A 23,262-nucleotide genomic window follows, 5' to 3' on the forward strand; every position below is an offset into this window, starting at 1 on the left:
AAACCTTTTTCATACTTCCATGATAATAGGCAGTATCATGGGACGTCTCTTCGTCTTTTTCCACACATAATCCCCCAGCACATCCTTGGTTGTGGATTTCAATTTGCCCCAGTCTGTAATGCCCTTGTCAAGACAGCTCTGGATGGCTTCGTCCACCGTATGACGGGCTTCCTCAATCAGTTCATCGGATTCCTTCACATACACAAACCCTCTGGATACGATATCCGGCCCGGCCGCCAAAAGACCACTTACCTTATCAAGGCTCATAACCACAATCATAATGCCGTCCTCTGCAAGATGCTGACGGTCCCGAAGCACCACATTCCCCACATCGCCTACGCCCAGACCGTCCACTAAAATAGCTCCCACAGGAACCTTGCCCGTTACCTTAGCCTGCTCTTTCGTCAACTCGAGCACATCCCCGGATGAGAGGATGAAAATGTGATCCTTCTCTATGCCAAGGCTTGCCGCAATTTTGGCCTGGGCAGTAAGATGCTTGTACTCACCGTGTACGGGGATTGCGTATTTGGGACGAATCAGGGTATAAATCAGCTTGATCTCCTCCTGACAGGCATGTCCCGACACATGGGCGTCCTGGAAAATAACATCAGCCCCCTTGCGCAGCAGCTCGTTTATGATCTTCGTAACAGACTTTTCGTTTCCCGGTATGGGGTTGGAGGAGAAAATCACCGTATCCCCCGCACCGATGGTGATCTTGCGGTGCATATTGTTGGCCATGCGGCTCAGGGCCGCCATGCTCTCCCCCTGGCTTCCGGTAGTGATAATCACCTGCTTTTCACTGGGATAATTCTTCATCTGGTCAATGTCCACCAGCGTATTATCCGGTATGCTGATGCACTCCAGCTTCATGGCCGTGTCTATGATATTCACCATGCTCCGGCCCTCCACAGCTACCTTTCTGCCGAATTTGTACGCCGTATTGATGATCTGCTGCACACGATCCACATTGGAGGCAAAGGTCGCCACAAAAATTCTTGTGTTCTTATGCTCCTCAAACAGGGTGTCAAAGGTTCTGCCCACCGTTTTCTCCGACGGCGTAAAGCCCGGACGTTCTGCGTTTGTGGAGTCGCACATCAGCGCCAGCACACCCTTTTTCCCCAGCTCTGCAAAACGCTGCAGGTCAATAGCGTCGCCAAACACCGGCGTATAATCCACCTTAAAGTCCCCGGTGTGCACTACCACGCCTGCCGGAGAATAGATCGCCAGGGCTGCCGCGTCCACAATGCTGTGGTTGGTCTTGATAAATTCAATGCGGAATTTTCCCAGATTGATGGATTGCCCGAATTTTACCACCTTGCGTTTGGTGCTGCGAAGCAGATTGTGCTCCGTCAGCTTGTTTTCAATGATGCCCATAGTGAGCCTGGTGGCATATACAGGAACATTCAGCTCCCGCAGAACATAGGGAAGAGCCCCGATGTGATCCTCGTGTCCGTGGGTGATCACAAAGCCCTTGACCTTGTCAACGTTGTCCTTCAGATAGGTCACATCCGGAATCACCAGGTCAATCCCCAGCATGTCGTCTGCCGGAAAAGAAAGGCCGCAGTCCACCACAACAATACTGTCCTCATATTCAAAGGCAGTAATGTTCATGCCAATTTGCTCCAGACCTCCCAAAGGGATGATTTTCAGCCCGGAGACAGAATTATTCTCTTTTTTCTTCTTCAATCAAATTTCCTCCATATTCTATACGGCGCTCCGGTTCTGTGACGGACGCTGGAAGCGAAAAGGCATACTCTAATAACAGCGGCGCTGTTGCTTCGTCTCAATCGCTCCCTGTCTCACGGCAGCCGACGCCTCTGTCAAAACATTCCTCTCATTCCACTCCGCCAGTCAGATTCCGGAGCTGTCGCATGATTCTATAAACAGCAGACCGTCCTCTCCCGGACGCTCCGCTTTTACGCACAATAAACAATTTCCAAAATCAGTCCTGCACAAATTCCACGTCATCCAGCATATTCTCAAAAACGCCGGATACCGCTTTCAGCTCCTCATCATCGGAGACAATCGCATAAAGGCTTTCCTCCTCGCCATCCTTTGACAAGTCCTTCAGGATCAAAGCCTCTCCGTCTCCCTCTTCAAAATCCGTCACCAGAATATAGTTAATCCCTCCAATTCTGGTCTGCTCCAAAACAAAAAAATCAACGGGGTCCTCCCCATCCGGATTAAAAGTAATTTTTTCCAGTTTCGCCATTTTTATTCCTGCCCACTCTCACAAGCAGCGCCCTTTTCCAGATTTCTATTGTCCAGATAGCCCTGGAGAATCAACGCCGCTGCAATTTTGTCCACATGCTCCCTGCGGTTTTCTCTTCGAATACCCGCTTCCATCATTGCCTTATCCGCTGCAACTGTGGTAAGACGCTCGTCCCACAGTACCACAGGCAGCCCTGTTCTTCTTTCTAATTTTTCCTGAAACTCTTTGGTCAGCTGCACTCTGGGCCCTTCGGTGGCATTCATATTTCTGGGAAGCCCCAGCACAATTTCCTCCACCTCATACTCCACAATCAGCGCTTCAATCCGTGCCAGCGTCTGGCGCAGCTTATTTTCCTCCTTACGGCGGATAATTTCCAGTCCCTGGGCAGTCAAAAGCAGGCTGTCGCTGACAGCCACGCCTACTGTTTTCGAGCCGAAATCCAATCCCATTATACGCATGGGGGAGCCTCCTATTTCCAATTATTGTTACGAATATACTGCGTTAAAATCTCCTCCACCAGCTCGTCCCGCTCCACCTTCATAATCAGGCTTCTGGCATTCTTATGGCTGGTAATATAAGTGGGGTCGCCGCTCATAATATATCCCACAATCTGGTTTACCGGATTGTAGCCTTTCTCTGTCAATGCCTCATAGACGGTAGCCAGCACCACCTTCACTCCGGTCTCAGGCTCTGTCTCCACCTTGAAGTATTGCGTATTTCCCAAGTCCTGCATAGATCTCCTCATTCCTCTTGTGCCGATTCTCTACTGAATTTTATCTTACCTCATTTACCGGCAAAATTCAACGGTTTCTTTTACCATAGAGTTTCACTCCTTAGAATTTCATTCTATAGAGTTTCACTCCTTAGAATTTCACTCCTTAGAATCTCATCCGTAAGAAACCCCTTGGGCTGGACTGTGCACAAGGTATTTGGCAGGGGAGCCGCATCCTCGGTCCCAAGGGGCACCGCTATCTTTACATAATCCCCGGTATGACCAATGCGGTACAGGCTTCCCTCTATTTTTCTTGTCTCCTCAAACAAAACCTGGGTCTGCCTGCCAAGCAGACGGCTGCGGAAGGCCCTTGACTGCTGTTTCTCCAAAGCAAGCAGCCCATTGCTTCGTGCAGTCATAATCTGAGGCGGCACCTGATCCGGCATATCCGCCGCCCGGGTGCCGGCCCTTTTGGAATACTTAAATATGTGCATCTCATAAAATCCAATCCGCTCCAAAAAAGCCCTGGTCGTCAGAAATTCCTCCTCCGTCTCCCCGGGGAAGCCCACAATCACGTCCGTGGTGATGGCCGGATGGTCAAAAGCCCTCCGCAGCGCCTCCACGCTTTCTGCGTATTCCCGGGTGGTATAATGTCTGTTCATTCGCTTCAGGGTGGCGTCACAGCCGCTTTGCAGGGACAGATGAAAATGTGGGCACAGCTTCGGCAGCGCAGCCAGCCTGCGGGCCGCTTCCTGCGTCACAATCCGCGGCTCCAGGGAACCCAGACGCACCCGTTCAATTCCCTCCACCTGGTGAACCTGCTCCACCAGGTCAATCAGCCTGCTGCTTCCGTTGTAGTCCGCCGCTTTTTTCTGAGCCGTTTTTTCCTGAAAATCAATGCCGTAGGAGCTGATGTGGATGCCGGTGAGCACAACCTCCTTGTATCCGCAGGCCGAAAGACCGCGCACCTCCTCTAAAATATCCTCTTCCCTCCGGCTTCTGACTCTTCCTCTGGCAAAAGGGATGACACAATAGGAGCAGAATTGATTACAGCCGTCCTGAATCTTAATATAGGCCCGGGTATGCTCCGCCGTCCGGCGCAGGGTCATTTCTTCGTACTCATGGGTGTGATTGATATCTATGACAGTAGTGTCATGCAGCGTCTTGTCCCTTTCCTTCTCTGCAAGATATGCCTCCAGAATGTCTACGATATCCTTTTTGCGGTTATTGCCAACAGCCAGGTCTATGCTGTCGTCCATTTCAATCTTTTCTCCTCCGGTCTGCACATAACAGCCCACAGCCACCACAATGGCATGAGGGTTCTTCTGCTTGGCCCGGTGCAGCATCTGTCTGCTCTTCCGGTCGGCAATATTGGTTACTGTACAGGTATTTATGATATAAATGTCCGCAGCCTGATCAAATGGTACAATATTGTAACCCTTTTCTTGTAACATTTGCCGCATTACTTCCATTTCATAGGAATTCACTTTGCAGCCAAGGTTATGCAATGCTACATTTTTCATAGTATTCCTCACTTTTTTTGTACTGTTTTCTCCTTGACTTTTATCTGTCCAGCCGTTAATATGTAGTCAGAAGGTATGTCACACATTAAGGAGGTAACCAAAATGAAAACAGTTCAGATTTCTTTAAATTCCATCGACAAAGTAAAGTCTTTCGTAAATGATATTACCAAGTTTGACTATGATTTCGATTTAGTGTCCGGAAGATACGTAATTGACGCAAAATCCATCATGGGCATCTTCAGCCTGGATTTATCCAAGCCCATCGACTTGAATATCCATGCAGAGGGCGGCGTCGATGAAGTGCTTGAGTGCCTGAAGCCTTACATGGTTTAATTGATCTGTAACACAGAATACTTACGGCAAAATGGAATGTCTCAAAGAGCGCAATCGCTTTGAGACATTCTTTTTTTCGACCCTCTTATTCTTATGATGTTGAGGTCAAAAGGGGGTTCAGTCACAAATTCTCAGAATTGTTTGTCATCTGCAGGAGTCTTAGTTGCTCCTGGAATCGGCAAAGTTGCGTTGTGAGAAAAAAATCCGCTTGTTTGAGCGCAGCGAGTTCGGATTTTTTGGAACGCATTTAGCAAATTTGTCGATTCCTGGCACAACTTGACTCCGAAGCCGCAAACAATTCTGAGAATTTGTGACAAGGAAACCTTTTGACCCTGACATCATTCTTATTCCGCTATAATCAGTTCCTTTGTCTTTAACGCCGTATCCACCAGCTCCTCTATCCGCTCGTCCAGATTGTGCTCATGCCGCCTGATCACATTCAGGTTCGGCTTTGTCACCGGATGCTTGGCCACAAAGATGGTACAGCAGTCCTCAAAGGGCAGGATGGAGGTTTCATAGGTGCCGATTTTCTCGGACAGCTCCACAATCTCCTGTTTATCAAAGCCGATCAGGGGCCTGTACACCGGAAGCTGGCACACCTCGTTTGTGGCAATCAGAGAGCTCATGGTCTGGGAAGCCACCTGCCCGATACTCTCGCCTGTGATCAGCCCCAGGCAGCCCGTCTCCTGGGCGATATGCTCCGCAATCCGCATCATATAGCGGCGCATGATTATGGTCAGCTCTTCATGGGGGCACTTTTCATAAATATAGAGCTGGATATCCGTAAAATTGATTACATGAAGATAAACAGGGCCCGTAAACCTGGCCAAAAGTCTTGCCAGATCCACCACCTTCTGCTTGGCTCTCTCACTGGTATATGGCGGCGCGTGAAAATAAACCGCATCCAGCTTCACGCCGCGCTTTGCGATCATATAACCGGCTGCCGGGGAGTCAATGCCGCCGGACAAAAGCAGCATTGCCTTTCCTCCTGTTCCCACAGGCATTCCCCCCGGTCCCGGAATGGTTTCAGAATAAATATATATTTTTTCCCGCACTTCAATGTTCAACACAATATCAGGGTTGTGTACGTCTACCTTCATCTCCGGATACGCCTCTAAAATGGCCTCTCCCATACGGGCATTGATTTCCATGGAATCCAGAGGATAATTCTTTCTGGCCCGTCTCGCCTGCACCTTAAAGGTTTTGCTGCGCTCGGGATACACCTCCCCAATATACCGGATAATGGTTTCACAAAGCCTGTCAAATCCCTGGTCCTCCACATAAACCACCGGACAAATGCCCGAAATGCCGAAAACCCGCCGCAGGTACCCAACCGTCTCTTCAAAATCAAATTCCGTCTGGGCCTCCACATAAATGCGCCCCTGTGTCTTGTGAATCAAAAACTCACCCTCACATTTTTTTAACGCATATTTTATCTGCCCAATCAGGGCGTCCTCAAACAAAAAACGGTTTTTTCCCTTTATGCCGATCTCAGCGTATTTAATCAAAAAAGCAGTAAACATGCCAACCTCTTTTCTCTTACTCTCCCAAGCCCGCAGGCTTATTCCTATCTGCGGGTATATTTGCGCAACATGGGAATTTTATCATACAATGTCTGTAATGTATAGTCTATTTCTTCTAAAGTGGTGAATACGGAAAAGCTGAAGCGCACAGTGGACTCCAGCAGAGGCTTTTTTACCCCCACAGCCTTTAACGTAGCCGACGGCTGAGGTTTTCTGGCCGAGCAGGCGCTTCCGGCAGAAACATAAATTTCCTTTTCCTCCAGTGCATGAAGCAGCACCTCGCTTCTTACCCCCTCAAAGGAAACACTGACAATATGCGGCGCCGTCCCGGCTCCCAGAGGTTCTCCCGGTAAAAGACCGTTCACATGCACACCATCCAGCTTTCTCACTCCCTGGATAAAATGCTCCTTGCACCGATAAAGCTTTCTTACATCCTCGTCCAGACGACTGTAAAGCATTTCCGCAGCCTTTGCAAGTCCCGCCGCTCCAGGAACATTCTCCGTCCCTGACCGCAGATTCATCTGCTGCCCTCCTCCGTGAAGAATGGGCTGTATCCTCACCTTGTCCGCCGCATACAGCACTCCAACTCCCTTGGGTCCGTGAATCTTATGTCCACTGACAGACATCAGGTCAATCTTCATCTTTTTGGGATAAATAGAAGCCTTTCCAAAGCCTTGTACCGCGTCCACATGAAACAGCGTCTCCGGGTTCATCCGCTTGATCATGGCCCCCGCCTCTTCAATTGGCTGCAGGGAACCGATCTCATTGTTGGTGTGCATGATAGACACCAGTATGGTTTCGGGACACATGGCCCGATGCAGATCCTCCAGACGGATTCTGCCGCTTTCGTCCACCGGCAGATAGGTCACCCGGAATCCCTGTTCCTCCAGATAACGCATTGTCTGCAGAATGGCCGGGTGTTCTATCTGGGTTGTAATCAGATGCCTTCCTCTTCTGTTATTTGCTAAGGCGCATCCTATCAGCGCCAGATTGTCAGACTCCGTTCCCCCGGAGGTGAAAATAATTTCCTTTTCATCTACCTTCAGAATACGGGCCAGGGTTTCCTTTGCGTAACGGACATACTGCTCTGCCCGGATTCCTTTCATATGCAGGCTGGAGGGATTTCCGTAATCTTCACACATAATTTGTTTCATCAACTCCGCTGCCTCGGGAAAAACCCGGGTCGTAGCGGAATTGTCCAAATACACTTCCATCTACAATCTCCTCTTATCTTTTTTTGGTATCCTATTCTTTACTATATGCAAAGACATGCCTCTCTGCCAGCATCCCTCACTGGCATTGGTACATAATCCAGGCCATCACCGCAAGCCCGGCCGTCTCCGTGCGCAGAATCCGCTTCCCCAAAGTCACAGGCACAATGCCCGCCTCTTTCGCAAGCTCCACCTCCTGCTCTTCAAAGCCTCCCTCCGGCCCGATAAAGACTGCCGCGCTCTGGCCGGGCTTCAGGCTTTCTATCAGCTGTCTGGTTTTGTCCATGTCCTGTGCAAGCTCATAAGGAATCAGCTTTACGTCCATGGAGGATGCAAGCTTCACCGCCCCTTCAAAGGACATCACTTCTGATACTGCCGGGATGATTCCCCGCCTGCTCTGCTTTGCCGCCGCCTGGGCAATGCCTTGCCAGCGCAGAACCTTTGCCCTTGCCTTTTTTTCATCCAGCCTGACCACGCAGCGTTTTGCCGCCACCGGTATGACTGCATGCCCCCCCAGTTCCACAGCCTTCTGAATGACAAGCTCCATCTTGTCCCCCTTGGGAAGCCCCTGGAACAAATAGACCTTCACCGGGAGCTCCACGCTGTCCTCCTTGATAAAACGCAGCTGGCAGATAATCCTGTCCTCATGAAGGGACACAATGCCGCAGCGGTACTCCCTTCCATCCTGCCCATTGTTTACAGCAATCTCCTCTCCCACCTTCATGCGCAGCACATTCTTTATATGGTTTACATCCCCGCCCTCAATCACAACACGGCGGTTTTCCACATCAATCTGGCCAGGCTCTACAAAAAACTGGTACATTCTGTCTCTCCTTGTCTATCCCTTGCGAAAGAGCGTTACCCATTATCTTTTTTGGGCCGTGACACTCACCCATTCTCCCTGATAATTCACCTCAAGCACTTCAAGGCCTGCCGCCTTCACCGCATCCGTCACCGTCTGCTCCTTATTGTCGATAATACCCGAGGTAATATAAATACCGCCCTTTTTCAGATGCTTTACAATAACAGGGGTCAGCGGCACCAGCACATCCGCCAGAATATTTGCCACAACAATGTCGTACCTCTCATAGCCCGCCGCATCTCGTATGGCCTTGTCCGTGATCAGATTGCCTATCATCAGCTCAAACTGCCCGGGATCAATTCCGTTTGCCGCACAATTCTGGGCCACAGCCTCCTTTGCACAGATATCCAAATCCGTGCCTACCGCATGCTTTGCCCCAAACATCAAGGCAAGAATCGCCAGAATGCCGCTGCCGGTTCCCACGTCCAGAAGCTCTGTCTGGGGCGTAACATACTTGCGCAGCTGCCTGATGCACAGCTGCGTGGTTTCGTGCATCCCGGTGCCGAAAGCTGTTCCCGGATCAATATGAAGCACCAGCTTTTCCTTATCCTGGGCCTTCATCTCCTCCCAAGAGGGAATCACCAGGATATCGTCTATATAAAACTGATGAAAATACTGCTTCCAGTTATTGATCCAGTCTATGTCCTGGGTTTCCTCCACGGTAATACTTCCTTCTCCGATATCCATAAACTGTGCAAGCTCCGCAAGCTCCTCTTCTACACGGGCGAGAACCGTCCCTTCATCCGTTTTCTCTCCCAAAAGCTCCAGGGAACCATCATCCTTTTTTTCCACGAAAAAATTCAGGTAGGCAACCCCGTCATCCTCCGGCCCGTCCGGGAGAATGTCTACAAACATCTGCTCCTTTTCCAAGGCGGTCAGGGGCACCTTATCCTCAATCTGCGCTCCCTCCAGTCCTATGTCGTAAAGTGCGCTGATAATGATATCTTCGGCCTCCGTAACCGTTTTTAAACGAAACTTAACCCACTTCATGTAATCCGGCCTCCTTTTTTTTGCTTTTGCTGCTCTTTTTTTGTCTGTCCCTTTTCTCTGTTCCTTTTATGCTTCCTGCGGCTTCAAACAGTGTAAAGCCCACAACGCCAAAAAAGGCCCAGAAGGATAATACATTTTTGTAATTCAAAGGCTCCTTCCAATGAAATCTGGTCAGCGCCTCTCCCTCCAGCCCGGCACTGTTCAAGGACAGACCGCAGTTTGGCGCCGCGTGCATCTCCTCTGTCACCGTATATACTCCTTTGGGCAGGTTGTCCTCAATATCTACATTTTTCAGGCTATACCGATAAACTGCATTTTTGTGAAGCCACTTATTCACAGGAACCGTAAAATAGCTGTAATTTGGTATCTGAGAATAGGGAATTTCCTGTTCCAGCAATATCTTTCCGTCTTCGTTCGAAAGCTGAAACAAAAGCCTTCCACTGCGTGGCTTATTTTCGTCAAAGGTCAGCACAAAATCCAGTCCGTCCAAAACACTTTCTTCCGCTCTGAAGGACTGTTCTATAACGCTCCCCTTCCCCAATTCCTCTGTAACCGCATGGTTCAGGTCTCCGGAACGCTGTTCAGCATCCCTCCGTACAAGACAAAAAGGCCAGACTGCCAGCATACATCCGGCCATTACAAGCAGAATTCCCTTTTGCAAAATATTCATCCTCATAACGCCTGGTGCCCCTCCTCTGCTCCTTTGATGTTCAGCCGCAGTAAATCAAAATCTGTGCAGTCATTTATGATCTGGAAACCATAATGCCCCCTATTTTCATAGGTGATGCCGTATACCTCCTGCACCTCCTCCGAGAAAAAATCCGGCTTACATAAAAAGAACCACACTCTTTTGCCAGCCAATACCTGAATATCTGTCAATTCAGGATAATAAATAAAGGTCTGTTCCGGCATATAGCAGCCGTACAAAAGGTCGAAGGCCGGTTCCGAGTTATAGATCACAATATCCCCTGGCTCCATCTGCTCTTCGATAAACGCCTTAGTCTCCTCTATATAGGGTGTTGTAGTGTACTCGTTTGCATAGCATATCCGATAAGAGGACATTGACATAATACCCACAAAAAGCAGCGCACATATGTAAACCGGCGGGTTAATCCGGGAAAGCACAATGGCAATTCCAAGCCACATGAGCGCAAGGCCGTGCATGATATGCCGGGATATAAAAAAGTGACTGGATACAGAAGCCAGTACCGCAGCAATCAGGTATGAGACAAACAGCAAAGAAAGGCAAAGCAGCGCAAAGCTCCTGTCCGCTTTTTCAAAACGATCCCACAAAAGGAAAAGCCCTGCAAAGGCCATTGCCAAAATACCCATTCCCAAAAGTGTGGAATGCTCAATATTGCTTTTAAAAATAAAGGAAAACAGCTCCTGAAAATCAATGGTGCCAAAATCAACCTGGGTTTCCCCCTGCTCTTTCAAATGAAAAAAATCTGAAACCACCAGCCACCAACAAAAAGGAGCTACGGCTGCAATCCCGCACACGAATACCTTCCAGACGCTTCTCCTGTCTCTGTTCCAAAGCGCAAGAAATAAATAAAGATAGAGGAACAGAAAGCAAAAAGCAGTGAAATAATGACAAAAAAGTCCCGAAACCGTAAGCAGAAACAAAATTCCCCAAAGAAGCCTGCGCTTCGGCTCCTTTGCCAGATAATATATTGTGATACCGCAGGCCGTCACAATGAAAACTGTCCAAGAGTACATTCTCACATTAACGCCGATATGAAGGAGCGCCGGAGCCAATCCAGCCGGCACAATAAACAAAAGCGCTGTCCGATAGCCCCATGCCTTTTTTACGGCCGTGGCGCCCAGAAGCAAAGTGGCAAAGCTTCCTGCTACAGAAAACAATTTATAGGCAAACCAGCTTTCCCCAAATATCCATGTCCATACCCGCAGTCCCCAATACCATAGGGGAATGTCTGTGTCGTGGGCCTCCAAAATGTTGTCCATAATGCCCTTCAAATCATTGCCATGAACAGTCCGGTAGCTATACGCCTCGTCCAAATCAATCCCATGGTCAAAGCAAAGGGAAATCAAAATAAACAAAACTGCAAGCACCGTCCCCCATAAAACCAACTCCAAAATCCATCTGCGTTTTTCCCTCATCCCCTGTAATACGTTCATCTGTCCTTTTCTCTCTTTCTTCCTGATTCTATGAGAATTGTAAACCACCCTATTTTTCGTGTCAATGCTTTCCCTTGCGGCGTGCGCTTTCACATATACCTAATACAGCAAAAAACAGGGGAGTGCTGGTTACCTGCTGGAAGCTTATCAAGGAGTACACTCCATACAAAGTCAGAGCAAATATCCCCAGCGCCATCCCTTTGTAACGCCGAAGGCCCATAACGAAAATGCCAAGGTACGCCAAAACTCCAGCCAATCCCAAATTCACCAAGTGATTAAGCCACTCATTATGGGCATTGGCAAAAATAGAATTCGACCAGTGTCCAATGGGAGAAATAATATCGCGAACCGGGAACACGTCATAAATGTACTCCGCAAAGCAGTCCGGCCCCGCTCCCACAAGCTTTTGTCCCAAGTCAGCCCGCAAAAAACCCTCCCAGGCCAGCCGCCACAGACCTCCTCTGCCAGTGCCCCAATCATCCCCCCAGTCCATGGATGCTAAATAGCAAAAGCATGCGAGCAACGCACCGGCCCATATCAGTAACGAGCAGCCCCTTCTGAACAGCCTCTGTGTTTTAGGGGGCATTCTCTTTTGTATGCCGTAAAACAGCAGAAACACTGCCCCTGCAAAAAGCCATCCCCTCCATGTGACCAGCTCATAAACCCGGCTGTCTCCGGGCAGGGACGCCTTGCTTTGGCACAGCCAGATCAAAGCAGCCATCACAGGCATGAGGAAAGCCGTTCCTGCCCCCAGCAAAATACCTTTTTCAAAAATTTCCTCCTTCTTCCAGCCGAGAAGAAAGGTAATCCCCACACAGGCGAAAGCAACAGCAATGCCCCCGGCGCTGCCCTGAATGCACAAAAGCAACAGTGACAGTACACTGACACCGTAGCACAGCAGCAGTTTTCCCTTCCCCTTTCCATACAAGAAGCCTGTTACAGAAAAAGCGAGGGCAACAGCATAATAGCCGCACAGCCAGTTAATATTGCCGATTGTGGACAGCATATGGGTGTATTCCCAGTCTCCCGGCCCAAAGGGAGCCAAAAGCCCCAAGGGGTCTATGTCCAGGCGGTTCAAAAGTCCAAGGAGCGTCACCGCAAAAAGCGCTCCCACCCCGAGATACATCGGATACGCTGCTGCCCGGTAATTTCTGGAAATGAAGAAATACATCCATACAAATAAAAGCTGAGTCAGGGCTCCCATGTACCAGTCCTGGTATCCGCTCCAGGCTGTCTGCCTGTATCGGCTGCACAAAAACGACAGAAAAACTGCCGCTGCGTAAGCCCCCATAAAAATATCCATGGAGCTGATGCTGCAGCCATCCGGAAATTGTCCTTTTCTGCGCACAGCCTTCCAAATACCCGCTGCAATCCCCGATAAAAGCCATACCGCCGCACAAACCAGTGAAATATTTCGAAACAACAGGTACTTATCATCCCCCAGCCGGTAATAGGTTCCTCTTGTATACAAGGGCAGCACTGCCAGTATGGCTGTCACATATAAATTGCACAGCATTTCCAGAAATTCTTGTCTGTTTCTCTCCATGTCTCCCTCGACGCCAAAAGAAGGGACTGCCGGGGCAGTCCCTTCTATGCAAGCCTTATTTCCAGAATTTTCTTCTCTTTCCATCCTTGTTCTCGCTGCCCTGCTCCTGGCCGGATGCGTTTTTTGCAGCGTTCAGGGAATCTCCTGTGACGGCGTCAAACTGCCTCAACAGCTCCTTGGCCTCATGGCTCAGCTTGTCAGGCACCTGTACCACCAGGGTCACATAATGATCGCCCCTCACATCCTTATTTCTCCAGGAGGGAACGCCTTTTCCTCTCAAGCGCACTTTGGTATCTGTCTGAGTGCCCGGCTTCACGTCGTAGATGACCTTGCCGTCCACTGTGTCGATAAGAATCTCGCCGCCCAGTGCAGCCACTGCAAAGGATACCGGCACTGTTGAGTAAATATTGAAGTCCTGACGCTGGAAGATAGGATGCCTTCCCACAATCACCTCCACCAGCACATCCCCTCTGGGGCCGCCGTTGATGCCGGGCTCGCCCAAGCCGGGCATACGGGTGGACTGTCCGTTGTCAATACCTGCGGGAATATCCACCGAGTAGCGCTTGCGCATGGGAATGTATCCGGTACCCCGGCAGTCGGGACATTTTTCCTTAATAACCTTTCCTGTACCCTGACAGTCCGGACAGGTCTGCACATTGCGGACTGTTCCAAAGAAAGACTGCTGGGTAAATACCACCTGGCCCTTGCCGCCGCACTTGGAACAGGTTTCGGGACTGGTTCCCGGCTTTGCACCGCTGCCGTTACAGGTCTTACAGGTTTCCTTCACCGTCAGGTCTATTTCCTTTTTGCATCCAAACACCGCCTCCTCAAAGGTGATGCGGACGCTGGTACGCAGGTTCGCTCCCTTCATAGGGCCGTTGCTGCGCGTTCTGCTGGAACGCCCTCCGCCAAAGAAATCGCCAAAAATATCGCTGAATATATCACTAAAGTCAGTACCGCTGAAATCAAAGCCTCCGGCTCCGCCGGCGCCGCCGTCAAACGCGGCATGGCCAAACTGGTCGTACTGGCGTCTTTTCTCAGGATCACTCAAAACCGCATATGCCTCAGAGGCCTCCTTAAACTTTTTTTCAGCCTCTTTATCTCCAGGATTCATGTCAGGATGATATTTCTTTGCAAGAACACGATATGCTTTTTTTATCGCCGCTTCGTCCGCGTTTTTATCTACGCCCAGAACCTCATAATAATCCCGCTTCTGTTCTGCCATAATCACACCTCATATAAAATGCGGCTTGCACAGGACATCTGCGGTCCTGTGACCGCTATGCCCTGTGCCCGCCAGTTTCAAAACACACTTATATAATTTAACACACTTTATTACGATAATCAAGTCTAGAATCAAGCGCCTTTTTGCGCTGCCGGAGACTTTATGAGGATTTATACCTCTCTGAAATCTCCATCAATTACATCATCCTCAGGAGCGGATGTGCTTTCTGCGCCTGCTGTGCCGCTCATATCCGGTCCTGCTGCGCCGCCCTGAGCCTGCTGCATATTCTCATACATCTTTGTAAACAGGGACTGGGCGCTGTTTGTCAGCTTCTCCTTTGCAGCCTTCAGCTCATCCACATCGCTGTCGCTCATCTCCTGGTCCTTCGTTCTCTCCAGAATAGCCTTAACGGCTTCCAGATCGGCCTGCACCTGGGTCTTATCGCTGTCGTTCAGCTTATCGCCCACCTCGTTTAATGCCTTCTCTGTCTGGAATACGAAGGAGTCCGCTTCATTTCTCGCCTCAACCGCTTCCTTTCTCTTCTTATCCTGTGCCTCAAACTCTGCAGCTTCCTTTACCGCCCTCTCAATATCCGCATCGGACATATTGGAGCCTGCCGTAATGGTAATGTGCTGCTCTTTTCCAGTGCCCAGGTCCTTTGCGGATACGTTCACGATGCCGTTTGCATCGATATCAAAGGTAACCTCGATCTGAGGGATTCCTCTGGGTGCGGGAGGGATGCCGTCCAGACGGAACTGTCCCAGGGACTTATTATCCCTTGCAAACTGTCTCTCACCCTGGACTACATTGATATCCACTGCTGTCTGATTATCTGCCGCCGTGGAGAAAATCTGGCTCTTCTTGGTGGGGATCGTTGTATTTCTCTCGATCAGCCTGGTTGCCACGCCGCCCATGGTCTCGATGGACAGGGACAAAGGAGTAACATCCAAAAGCAGAATATCGCCTGCGCCTGCATCGCCTGCCAGCTTGCCGCCCTGGATGGATGCGCCGATTGCCACGCACTCGTCAGGATTCAAGGACTTGCTGGGTTCTTTGCCGGTCAGCTGTCTTACCTTATCCTGCACTGCAGGGATACGTGTGGAGCCGCCCACCAAAAGCACCTGGCCCAGGTCTGCGTTGGTTAAGCCCGCATCCTTCATAGCATTCTGCACAGGAACCGCCGTCTTATCAACCAGATCTCTGGTCAGCTCATCAAACTGTGCACGGCTCAAATTCATGTCAAAGTGCTTGGGTCCCTCAGCGGTAGCCGTGATGAAGGGCAGGTTAATGTTTGTGGTCATTGCACTGGAAAGCTCTTTCTTCGCCTTTTCGGCAGCTTCCTTCAGTCTCTGCATTGCCATCTTATCGCCGGACAGGTCTACACCCTCAGCCTTCTTAAATTCGGAAATCATCCACTGGATGATCTTGTTGTCAAAATCATCGCCGCCCAGATGGGTATCACCATTGGTAGCCAAAACCTCAATGACGCCGTCGCCGATCTCGATAATGGATACATCAAAGGTACCGCCGCCCAGGTCGTATACCATGATCTTTTGTTCCTTCTCATTGTCCAGGCCGTAAGCCAAGGCAGCTGCCGTAGGCTCGTTGATAATACGCTTTACGTCCAGGCCTGCAATCTTTCCTGCATCCTTGGTAGCCTGACGCTGTGCGTCATTGAAATATGCGGGAACGGTAATAACAGCTTCTGTTACCTTCTCGCCCAGATAGCTCTCAGCATCCGCCTTCAGCTTTTGAAGAATCATTGCGGAAATCTGCTGAGGAGAATATTTCTTACCGTCAATGGTGCGCCCATTGTCAGTACCCATATCTCTCTTGATGGAAGAAATAGTCTTTTCCGCATTGGTCACGGCCTGACGCTTTGCAGGCTCACCTACCAGTCTCTCTCCTGTCTTGGTAAACGCCACTACGGACGGTGTGGTTCTTGCGCCCTCTGCGTTTGCGATAACGGTGGGTTTTCCACCTTCCATAACAGCCACACAGCTGTTGGTCGTTCCTAAGTCAATACCAATAATCTTGCTCATATCTAAGCCCTCCTGCTTATTCTAAATCTAAAATTATATTATTCTACAACTGCAACCATACTATGTCTAACCACCGTATCCCGGTAGGTATAACCCTTTTGAAGCTCCTGTGCGATCACACCGGATTCATACTCCTCACTCTCCACCTGCATCACGGCATTGTGCAGATTGGGGTCAAACTCACACCCCACCGCCTCAATGGGCTTAACGCCCAGATTGTCAAGCTCTGTGAGCAGCTGCTTGTAAACACGGTTCATGCCGTCCACAAAGGGGTCCTCCCTTTTTTCCTCCGGCACCGTCGCCAGGCCTCTCTCAAAATTATCCACAACTGGAAGAATCTTCTCGATGACGCTTTTTGCTCCTGTTTCAAACATAGCCTGCTTCTCTCTTTCGGTCCTCTTGCGGAAATTTTCAAACTCCGCCATCTGACGTTTGACCCGGTCCTCCAGCTGATCTATCTTTTCCTTGTAGGCGTCCGCTTTTTTCTCCTGCTTTGCCTGTTTTTTGGCAGCCTTCTTCTCCGCCCAGGTCATGGAGCCGTCTCCGGCCCGCGAAGCGGTATCCTCTGCCTCCTCTTCCCGATCCGTCTCCTCCTCATCCGGATTGGACTCATGGGAATCATCATCCAGGGAATTTCCTCCCCCGGAATTATCATTCTGAGGAGAATCGTCCTGCACACCATCTGCCGGGTTTGGTTCCCCGCAGACATCTTCAGGCTCTTTTTCCTCCTCCAGCCTTTCCTTTTCCTGCTCTGCCATTTCTACCTATCCTTTCTGCGCTTTATCCCGCATTTTCTCTACTTTTTATATAAGTCATCCAACTGGCTCTGTATGGTTCTGAGTGTGCGGATCACCTTATCGTAATCCATCCGCTTGGGACCTATGATTCCTATGGTTCCCCGCATTCCCTCTCCTATTTCATAGGTTGCGGTGACCACGCTGCAGTCCTTCATGCTCTTTACCGGTGTCTCGTTTCCGATATACACCTGAATGCCTGTGTTTTCCTCATCCGCCAGGGTATCCATAACCAAATTCCCCAGCTGCTTTTTTTCCTCAAAGGTATTAATCAGCTCACTGGCTCTCTCCTGATCAGCCAGCTCCGGGTAACGGAAAATATTATTGGTACCGCTTGTGTAAATCTCCAGGTCTTCCTCCGCTCTGATGGCCTCGGCCACAGCGTCAATCACGCTGCTTACCAGAAAGCTGTGGATTCCCGCCTGCTGCTTCATGTCTGAAATCATTCCCAGATTGATTTCATCTATGGACAACCCATTCAGATGGGTGTTCAGCAAAATATTTAATTTCAGCAGCGTCTCATCGTCCAGCTCCTGATCCACGGAAAGAATATTGTTTTTTATCACATTTCCCTCCACCACGATCACCGCTAGAATATGAGCGGCATCCACCCGGGACAGCTGCACAAATTTCACCTTGTTGCGATGGGTGGAAGGGGCGGATATCATAGTTGCATACTGTGTGTTCTGGGCCAGAACCTTAGCCACCTGCTTAAGCAGGGTTTCCATTTTGTCCTGCCTTTCCACCAGCATATCCTTCATCTCCACCACCTCGCGCTCCTTCTCGGCCATCATGGTATCCACATAAAAACGGTAGCCTTTGTCGGAAGGTATCCTGCCCGCCGAAGTGTGCGGCTGGAGAATATATCCCATTTCCTCCAAATCCGCCATTTCGTTCCGGATGGTTGCGGAGCTTAGATTCAGGTCGGTGTCCTTTGAAATGGTTCTGCTGCCCACCGGTTCTCCTGTCTCAAGATAATTACGGATAATGGCCTGCAGGATTTTTGTCTTTCTCTCATCTAACTGCATTCCTATCCTCCTCGTCCGCTAAAACGGACATCCATTCATTATTTGAAAGGTGCTTTCAAACTTTTTACCAGTTGTTAGCACTCGACAAGGAGGAGTGCTAACATCCTCTTAACCTAAAATATCACTAAGACTATATGTTGTCAACAACTTTTAGCGAAAATAATTATAAAATAAATCTAAAGCATCAAAAAAGCACTGCCTTTCCCCTGCAGGAAAACCAATGCTTTTCTTCCTTTAAAATAAGTATGTAGATTAAATATAGAAGCTTCCCGTATGATCGCCGTTCATTACATAGTAAACCATGCTCTCCTCGGGCTTCACATAAAGCTCTACGCTGGTCAAATCCCCTGCCTTCTGCTTCAGGTCGTATTTCCATACGTCCTTGGCAATCTGGAGCAGATCCTCCTGGGAATAGGACTTACCCTCAAACTGCACATGAACTGCGCTCTTAAGCTCTGCCTTCTTTGCGGGCTCCTTCTTAGCTGCCGTCTTTCTTACTGCAGTCTTTTTTACCGCAGTCTTCTTCACAGGCTCCTTTTTCTCAGGCTCTGCCTTGGCTGCCTCCGTTTTTACTGCTTTCTTTACTGCTTCTGCCTTAACCGCTGTTGATGCTTCCGTCTTTTTTGTTTCTGCCTTAATCTCTTCCGTCTTCGCAGCTGCTTCCTTTGCCGCCGCAGGGGTTACTGTCTTCTTGGTCACTGCCATAGCGATATCTCCCTTCTTTCACAGATAGACAATTGTTTTCAGACTCCTCACAAGTTATTTCAACTTGCCGCAAGATAGGTTTTACTTGCTGTGATTAGTTTATTACTTTCACGAAAAATTGTCAACTGCCTGAATGCGGAAACTACGGTTTTCGGGGCTTTCATGTCTTTATTTCTTCAAAATAGCGCAAAATATCAGAAAATTGTCACTATTTGTCGACGGATTTTCCTTTACAATCCTGTAGCCGCGCAATATCATAGGTCTGTGAAGGGGAATTGTTTCAGACAGCGGCCAGCATGCTATGGCCGCTGTTTTTGCAGCTTCATTACCCATTATTCCTGCAGCCTTACGGCAAGCATTGACAAAATATGCCTCCCTATTATAAAATTTATGCAAATCATCAATTTAACAAGGATAGGGAGGAGAAAGTGATGGGAATCGCTTCATTGGTTTTAGGTATTCTGGCCGTTATAATCGGTCTTTTTTCAGCCGGTTCTCTTGGATGGCTGGGGGCCATCATGGCAATTATCGGCATTATTTTAGGCGCTCTTGGGAAAAAGGATCCTGCTGCCAGCGGTGTTGCCACTGCCGGCCTGGTTCTTTCCATTATCGGCCTGATCTTATGTCTGCTGCTTTACATTGCATGTATTGCCTGCATCGGCGGTCTGGCCGCTCTGTAAAACCGCATTCACACTATGCAGATCTATTTTCACCTGTTTGGACATTCCATTCCCGCCTATGGCCTTTTGATCGTCCTGGGCGTTATCACTGCAAATCTGCTTGGCGCAGTCATTATCCGCAGATACCGTCTGGACTTCAACGACTTTATCATATTGGAGGCCTACGCCTTTCTGGGCGGTTTTCTGGGCGCCAAGGTCTTGTACCTGGCAGTTTCCTTTCAGGACATAGACTGGTCTAGAATCCTTGAGCCCGCTTATTTTAACTCCCTGATGCAGGGAGGCTTTGTCTTTTATGGAGGGCTCATAGGCGGTATCGCTGCAGTGCTGTGCGCCTCCAGGCTTCACAAAATCCCCTGCAGCCCTTATCTTCGCCACTGCATTTTTCTCATCCCCCTGATTCACTGCTTTGGCAGAGTGGGCTGCTTTTTTGCCGGATGCTGCTACGGAATCCCCTGGGACGGCTTGTTTTGTGTTACCTTTCCCCAAGGCTCTCTGGCCCCGGCGGGAGTACCTCTTTTTCCAGTGCAGCTGGCGGAGGCCTTTTGTCTTTTGGCCCTCTCCCTCCTTCTGCGGTATCTGGATACTGTCCTGACACATTTTTACGCAGTGGAAACCTATTTGATTTCCTATGGAATCATACGTTTTGTACTGGAATTTTTCCGGGACGACTCCGCCCGGGGAAAGCTGCTTTTCTTGTCCACCTCCCAGTGGATCAGCCTTCTCTTAACCGGCTGCTGCCTGTACCTGCTTAAGCGCCGCGCAGGCCAAAGTAAAGCAGCACCAAAACCCCCAGCACAATCCGGTACCAGCCAAACACCTTGAAATCATGCCTCTTAATATACCCCATCAGGAATTTAAGCACCGCCAGGGATACCACAAAGGCGGTAAGACACCCAGCAAGCAAAAGTAAAAGCTCCAAGGAGGTAAATGCAAACCCGAATTTTACCACCTTTAAAAGACTGGCCCCAAACATCACAGGGATAGCCAGAAAAAAGGTGTATTCCGCAGCCACGGTTCTGGACACGCCGATCAAAAGGGCGCCCACAATGGTTGCGCCGGAGCGTGAGGTTCCGGGAAACACAGCCGCTATCAGCTGAAAGGCACCGATCAAAAACGCCGTCTGATAAGTAATATCCGCAAGGGCTGTCACCTTGGGGGTTCTGTTTTGATTCCAGCTCTCGATCACAAGAAAGGCAACGCCAAACACAATTAATGCCACAGCCACGCAGAAATAATTATAAAACAACGCGTTGAACACATCGTCGAACAAAAGGCCGATTACCGCAGCCGGGACGCAGGACACCAATATCTTAAGCCACAGGATTACAATGTCCATCTTGAGGAAGGAGAGCGCCCCCCGCTTCCCTTCTCTCTCCTTTCTTGTCAACGCAAAAGGCCATATCTGCTTCCAGAACAAAACCACCACCGCAAAAATGGCCCCCAGCTGTATCACCACATCAAACATATCAAAGAAATTTTCGCTGGTGCCCTGAAAGGGCAGAAACTCCTCCAGCAGAATCAAATGCCCTGTGCTGCTGATGGGAAGCCACTCCGTAATGCCCTCCACAATTCCATAAATAACTGCCTTTAAAATTTCTAACATAGCTTCCTCTCAACCTTCCTGATTTTTCTGAGGGTCTCCTTATGCCTCCAGATACCTCATAAGCGGCTCATAACAGGCCGCCGCATCCTCATAGCCCTCTTTATAGAGCGCACGGAGCTTTTCCTTGTCCTTTTCCACTCTGCCCACATCGCTTTTTTTCCGGGGCTGTATCACAAAAGCCTGCCCGTTTTCTTTCTGCCTTTCAATATATGCAAGGGTCTCGTTATAATTGATATGCCGCGTGGACATCAGCTGGTACACCTTGGGGTACTTCAGATAGCGCAGCTTAATCAGCGCCAGATGTTCCGAGGGCTTTCGCCGATAACCGACCTCCTTTGTCATCACCACCACATTTTTCACATTTCCGTCCAGTATGGATTTCTGCAGAGGAATGGAATCGCTAAGTCCCCCATCCAGATAATAATTTCCATTGATCTTCACATTTCTAGAGACCAGCGGCAGAGAGGCGGAGGCTCTTATCATATCAATATCCCGCTTCATATCCCGGACACGCAGATATTCCGCCTTTCCCGTCTGAATATTGGTGACAACGCTGAATGCCTTTCCCTGGTAAGCGTTAAAGGCCTCATAATCATAGGGCCACAGGTAGTCCGGAATCAGATGATAGCACATCTCCACATTAAACAAATCCCCTGTGGTCAAAAGGCTCTCCATACTGCAGTATCTTCTGGTGTCCAGATAGTCCACCATCACATCAATGGCACGCCCTTTTTGCTTCGACAGAAAGCTGCTCATATTGCAGGCTCCTGCCGATACGCCGTACACACTGGAAAACTCCAGGTTCTTATCCAGAAAAAAGTCCAGAACACCGGAGGTGTAAACCCCCTTCATGCCGCCTCCCTCAAGCACTAAGCCTGCCTGATACATAGGTCTTTTCCTCCTTTTCATCCCCTTTTGGGATATCCGTATTCTTCCGCCGCAAATCTGCGCAGCGCCGGAAGGGAGCGCTGTACCTTTTCCGTTTCCATACAATATGCCATGCGGAAATATCCCGGCGCCCCGAAGGTATCCCCGGGCACAAGAACCAGATCGTACTTTAAAGCCTTTTGGCAGAACGCCCCGGCGTCCTCCTCCAGCGCCTTGGGGAAAATGTAAAAGGTTCCTCCTGGCTTTACACAGGTAAAGCCAATATCTGTCAGCTCCTTGTACAAAATATTCATATTATTTTCATAGACCTTTAAATCCGCCGTCTCTTCCAGCACCTGGGCCACCGCCAGCTGAATGATGGAGGGGGGGCAATTATGCCCGATGCCTCTGGAAATCTGGCCGCACATTTGAATCATAGTCTCCGCATCCCTGCACTTGGGGCTGACGGCCACGTAACCAATGCGCTCCCCAGGCAGTGAAAGAGATTTGGAAAAGGAATAACACATGATCGTATTATCGTAAAACCAGGATACGCAGGGCGCGTCCTCCCCCTCAAACACAATCTCCCGATAGGGCTCGTCGGATATCAGGTAGATCTCATGGCCGTACTCTTTTTGCTTTTTCCTTAAAATATCCGTAAGTCTTTCCAGGGTCGCCGTGGAATATACCACGCCGGAAGGATTGTTGGGGGTGTTGATTAAAATAGCCGCCGTCTTTTCCCCCAAAAGCTCCTCAAAGGCTTCAAAGTTGATCTGAAAACGCTCCGTATCCGGAGGAACCACCCTAAGCACCGCCCCCGTCAAATCCACATAAGGGTGGTATTCGGGAAAAAAGGGGGCAAAGGTAAGAATTTCATCCCCGGGCTGCGCCACCAGCCTGATGGCATGGGCCAAAGCCCCCGCCGCCCCGGAGGTCATGAAAATATGCTCCTTGCGATAGGGAATCCCGAAACGTTTTTCCAGGGATACGGCCACAGCCTCCCTCACCTGTGTAATTCCCAGGCTGGGACTGTAGCCGTGCAGCTCTACCGGCTCCCTGGTGGCCAGCAGATGAATCATTCTGTCCGTGAAGTCCCTGGGCGCGGGCACAGAAGGGTTTCCCAGACTGTAATCAAATACATTTTCATAGCCTATTTCGGCTCCTCTTGCCGCAGCAAACTCCGAAAGCTGCCTGATCACCGATTTCCCTGACAGCATATCCTTATACTTTTGAACTAACATATTGACTCCGTTTCCGCACGGGGCTG

Annotated in this window: 23 protein-coding genes; 3 read left to right on the forward strand and 20 right to left on the reverse strand. The window is 49.6% G+C overall.

What is annotated here, in order from left to right; translation table 11 throughout:
• Positions 1-9: 9 nt before the first annotated feature.
• The 5 genes from SHK35_RS06140 to mtaB form a co-directional block, all read right to left on the reverse strand.
• Complete coding sequence (locus SHK35_RS06140) at positions 10-1,686, reverse strand: ribonuclease J (protein WP_318702731.1); 1,677 nt, start codon at positions 1,684-1,686, stop codon at positions 10-12.
• 256 nt (positions 1,687-1,942) lie between these two features.
• Positions 1,943-2,212 carry a DUF1292 domain-containing protein gene (locus tag SHK35_RS06145; protein ID WP_330628646.1) on the reverse strand — a complete coding sequence of 90 codons (270 nt, stop codon included), beginning with the start codon at positions 2,210-2,212 and terminating at the stop codon, positions 1,943-1,945.
• 2 nt (positions 2,213-2,214) lie between these two features.
• Entirely contained in the window at positions 2,215-2,670 is a 456-nt protein-coding gene (gene ruvX / locus SHK35_RS06150) for a Holliday junction resolvase RuvX (protein WP_318702730.1), read from the reverse strand.
• 11 nt (positions 2,671-2,681) lie between these two features.
• Complete coding sequence (locus SHK35_RS06155) at positions 2,682-2,945, reverse strand: IreB family regulatory phosphoprotein (RefSeq protein ID WP_318702729.1); 264 nt, start codon at positions 2,943-2,945, stop codon at positions 2,682-2,684.
• Between the two features lie 113 nt (positions 2,946-3,058).
• The gene (gene mtaB / locus SHK35_RS06160) at positions 3,059-4,447 is read right to left on the reverse strand and encodes a tRNA (N(6)-L-threonylcarbamoyladenosine(37)-C(2))-methylthiotransferase MtaB (RefSeq protein WP_318709096.1); all 1,389 of its coding nucleotides are present in this window, start codon (positions 4,445-4,447) and stop codon (positions 3,059-3,061) included.
• A 102-nt stretch (positions 4,448-4,549) separates the two neighbouring features.
• On the opposite strand from mtaB, the gene SHK35_RS06165 reads away from it, so the two are divergent.
• Positions 4,550-4,780, forward strand: coding sequence for an HPr family phosphocarrier protein (locus SHK35_RS06165; RefSeq protein ID WP_318702727.1), 231 nt, complete (start codon positions 4,550-4,552; stop codon positions 4,778-4,780).
• 344 nt (positions 4,781-5,124) lie between these two features.
• Here the strand turns inward: SHK35_RS06165 and thiI are convergent, their stop codons facing one another.
• From thiI to SHK35_RS06225, 12 genes are all read right to left on the reverse strand, one after another.
• The gene (thiI, locus tag SHK35_RS06170) at positions 5,125-6,303 is read right to left on the reverse strand and encodes a tRNA uracil 4-sulfurtransferase ThiI (protein ID WP_318709098.1); all 1,179 of its coding nucleotides are present in this window, start codon (positions 6,301-6,303) and stop codon (positions 5,125-5,127) included.
• A gap of 44 nt (positions 6,304-6,347) precedes the next feature.
• Positions 6,348-7,517 carry a cysteine desulfurase family protein gene (locus SHK35_RS06175; RefSeq protein ID WP_318702725.1) on the reverse strand — a complete coding sequence of 390 codons (1,170 nt, stop codon included), beginning with the start codon at positions 7,515-7,517 and terminating at the stop codon, positions 6,348-6,350.
• Between the two features lie 76 nt (positions 7,518-7,593).
• A complete protein-coding gene (locus tag SHK35_RS06180) occupies positions 7,594-8,337 on the reverse strand; it encodes a 16S rRNA (uracil(1498)-N(3))-methyltransferase (protein WP_318709099.1) in 744 nt (247 codons plus the stop codon).
• Between the two features lie 42 nt (positions 8,338-8,379).
• Positions 8,380-9,366, reverse strand: a complete 987-nt coding sequence (gene prmA, locus SHK35_RS06185) for a 50S ribosomal protein L11 methyltransferase (protein ID WP_318702723.1) — start codon at positions 9,364-9,366, stop codon at positions 8,380-8,382.
• Positions 9,353-10,042 (reverse strand): hypothetical protein, encoded by a 690-nt coding sequence (locus tag SHK35_RS06190; protein ID WP_318709101.1) that lies wholly within the window; start codon positions 10,040-10,042, stop codon positions 9,353-9,355. The genes prmA and SHK35_RS06190 overlap by 14 nt, the downstream gene beginning before the upstream one ends.
• Complete coding sequence (locus SHK35_RS06195; RefSeq protein WP_318709102.1) at positions 10,039-11,505, reverse strand: hypothetical protein; 1,467 nt, start codon at positions 11,503-11,505, stop codon at positions 10,039-10,041. The genes SHK35_RS06190 and SHK35_RS06195 overlap by 4 nt, the downstream gene beginning before the upstream one ends.
• A gap of 61 nt (positions 11,506-11,566) precedes the next feature.
• The gene (locus tag SHK35_RS06200; protein ID WP_318709103.1) at positions 11,567-13,051 is read right to left on the reverse strand and encodes an O-antigen ligase family protein; all 1,485 of its coding nucleotides are present in this window, start codon (positions 13,049-13,051) and stop codon (positions 11,567-11,569) included.
• Between the two features lie 55 nt (positions 13,052-13,106).
• Positions 13,107-14,276: a molecular chaperone DnaJ gene (gene dnaJ / locus SHK35_RS06205; RefSeq protein ID WP_318702719.1), complete on the reverse strand. Its 1,170-nt coding sequence runs from the start codon at positions 14,274-14,276 to the stop codon at positions 13,107-13,109.
• 170 nt (positions 14,277-14,446) lie between these two features.
• The gene (dnaK, locus tag SHK35_RS06210) at positions 14,447-16,318 is read right to left on the reverse strand and encodes a molecular chaperone DnaK (RefSeq protein ID WP_318709105.1); all 1,872 of its coding nucleotides are present in this window, start codon (positions 16,316-16,318) and stop codon (positions 14,447-14,449) included.
• A 38-nt stretch (positions 16,319-16,356) separates the two neighbouring features.
• Positions 16,357-17,076, reverse strand: coding sequence for a nucleotide exchange factor GrpE (grpE, locus tag SHK35_RS06215; protein ID WP_318709107.1), 720 nt, complete (start codon positions 17,074-17,076; stop codon positions 16,357-16,359).
• Between the two features lie 38 nt (positions 17,077-17,114).
• Positions 17,115-18,140, reverse strand: coding sequence for a heat-inducible transcriptional repressor HrcA (hrcA, locus tag SHK35_RS06220; protein WP_318709108.1), 1,026 nt, complete (start codon positions 18,138-18,140; stop codon positions 17,115-17,117).
• Between the two features lie 252 nt (positions 18,141-18,392).
• Complete coding sequence (locus tag SHK35_RS06225; protein ID WP_318709109.1) at positions 18,393-18,845, reverse strand: DUF6465 family protein; 453 nt, start codon at positions 18,843-18,845, stop codon at positions 18,393-18,395.
• Positions 18,846-19,276: 431 nt separating this feature from the next.
• On the opposite strand from SHK35_RS06225, the gene SHK35_RS06230 reads away from it, so the two are divergent.
• Both SHK35_RS06230 and SHK35_RS06235 read left to right on the forward strand, forming a co-directional pair.
• The gene (locus tag SHK35_RS06230; protein WP_318702713.1) at positions 19,277-19,525 is read left to right on the forward strand and encodes a hypothetical protein; all 249 of its coding nucleotides are present in this window, start codon (positions 19,277-19,279) and stop codon (positions 19,523-19,525) included.
• A gap of 15 nt (positions 19,526-19,540) precedes the next feature.
• Positions 19,541-20,347: a prolipoprotein diacylglyceryl transferase gene (locus SHK35_RS06235; protein WP_318709110.1), complete on the forward strand. Its 807-nt coding sequence runs from the start codon at positions 19,541-19,543 to the stop codon at positions 20,345-20,347.
• Here SHK35_RS06235 and SHK35_RS06240 read toward each other — a convergent pair.
• The 3 genes from SHK35_RS06240 to SHK35_RS06250 are packed head-to-tail and all read right to left on the reverse strand — an operon-like array spanning position 20,274 to position 23,236.
• Positions 20,274-21,128: an undecaprenyl-diphosphate phosphatase gene (locus SHK35_RS06240; protein WP_318709112.1), complete on the reverse strand. Its 855-nt coding sequence runs from the start codon at positions 21,126-21,128 to the stop codon at positions 20,274-20,276. The genes SHK35_RS06235 and SHK35_RS06240 overlap by 74 nt on opposite strands.
• Positions 21,129-21,167: 39 nt before the next feature.
• Positions 21,168-22,016 (reverse strand): patatin-like phospholipase family protein, encoded by an 849-nt coding sequence (locus tag SHK35_RS06245; RefSeq protein WP_318702710.1) that lies wholly within the window; start codon positions 22,014-22,016, stop codon positions 21,168-21,170.
• A gap of 17 nt (positions 22,017-22,033) precedes the next feature.
• Positions 22,034-23,236 (reverse strand): pyridoxal phosphate-dependent aminotransferase, encoded by a 1,203-nt coding sequence (locus SHK35_RS06250; protein WP_318709114.1) that lies wholly within the window; start codon positions 23,234-23,236, stop codon positions 22,034-22,036.
• Positions 23,237-23,262 lie beyond the last annotated feature (26 nt).

The sequence above is a fragment of the Candidatus Acetatifactor stercoripullorum genome (genome assembly GCF_944382095.1).
GTDB lineage: Bacteria > Bacillota > Clostridia > Lachnospirales > Lachnospiraceae > Acetatifactor > Acetatifactor stercoripullorum.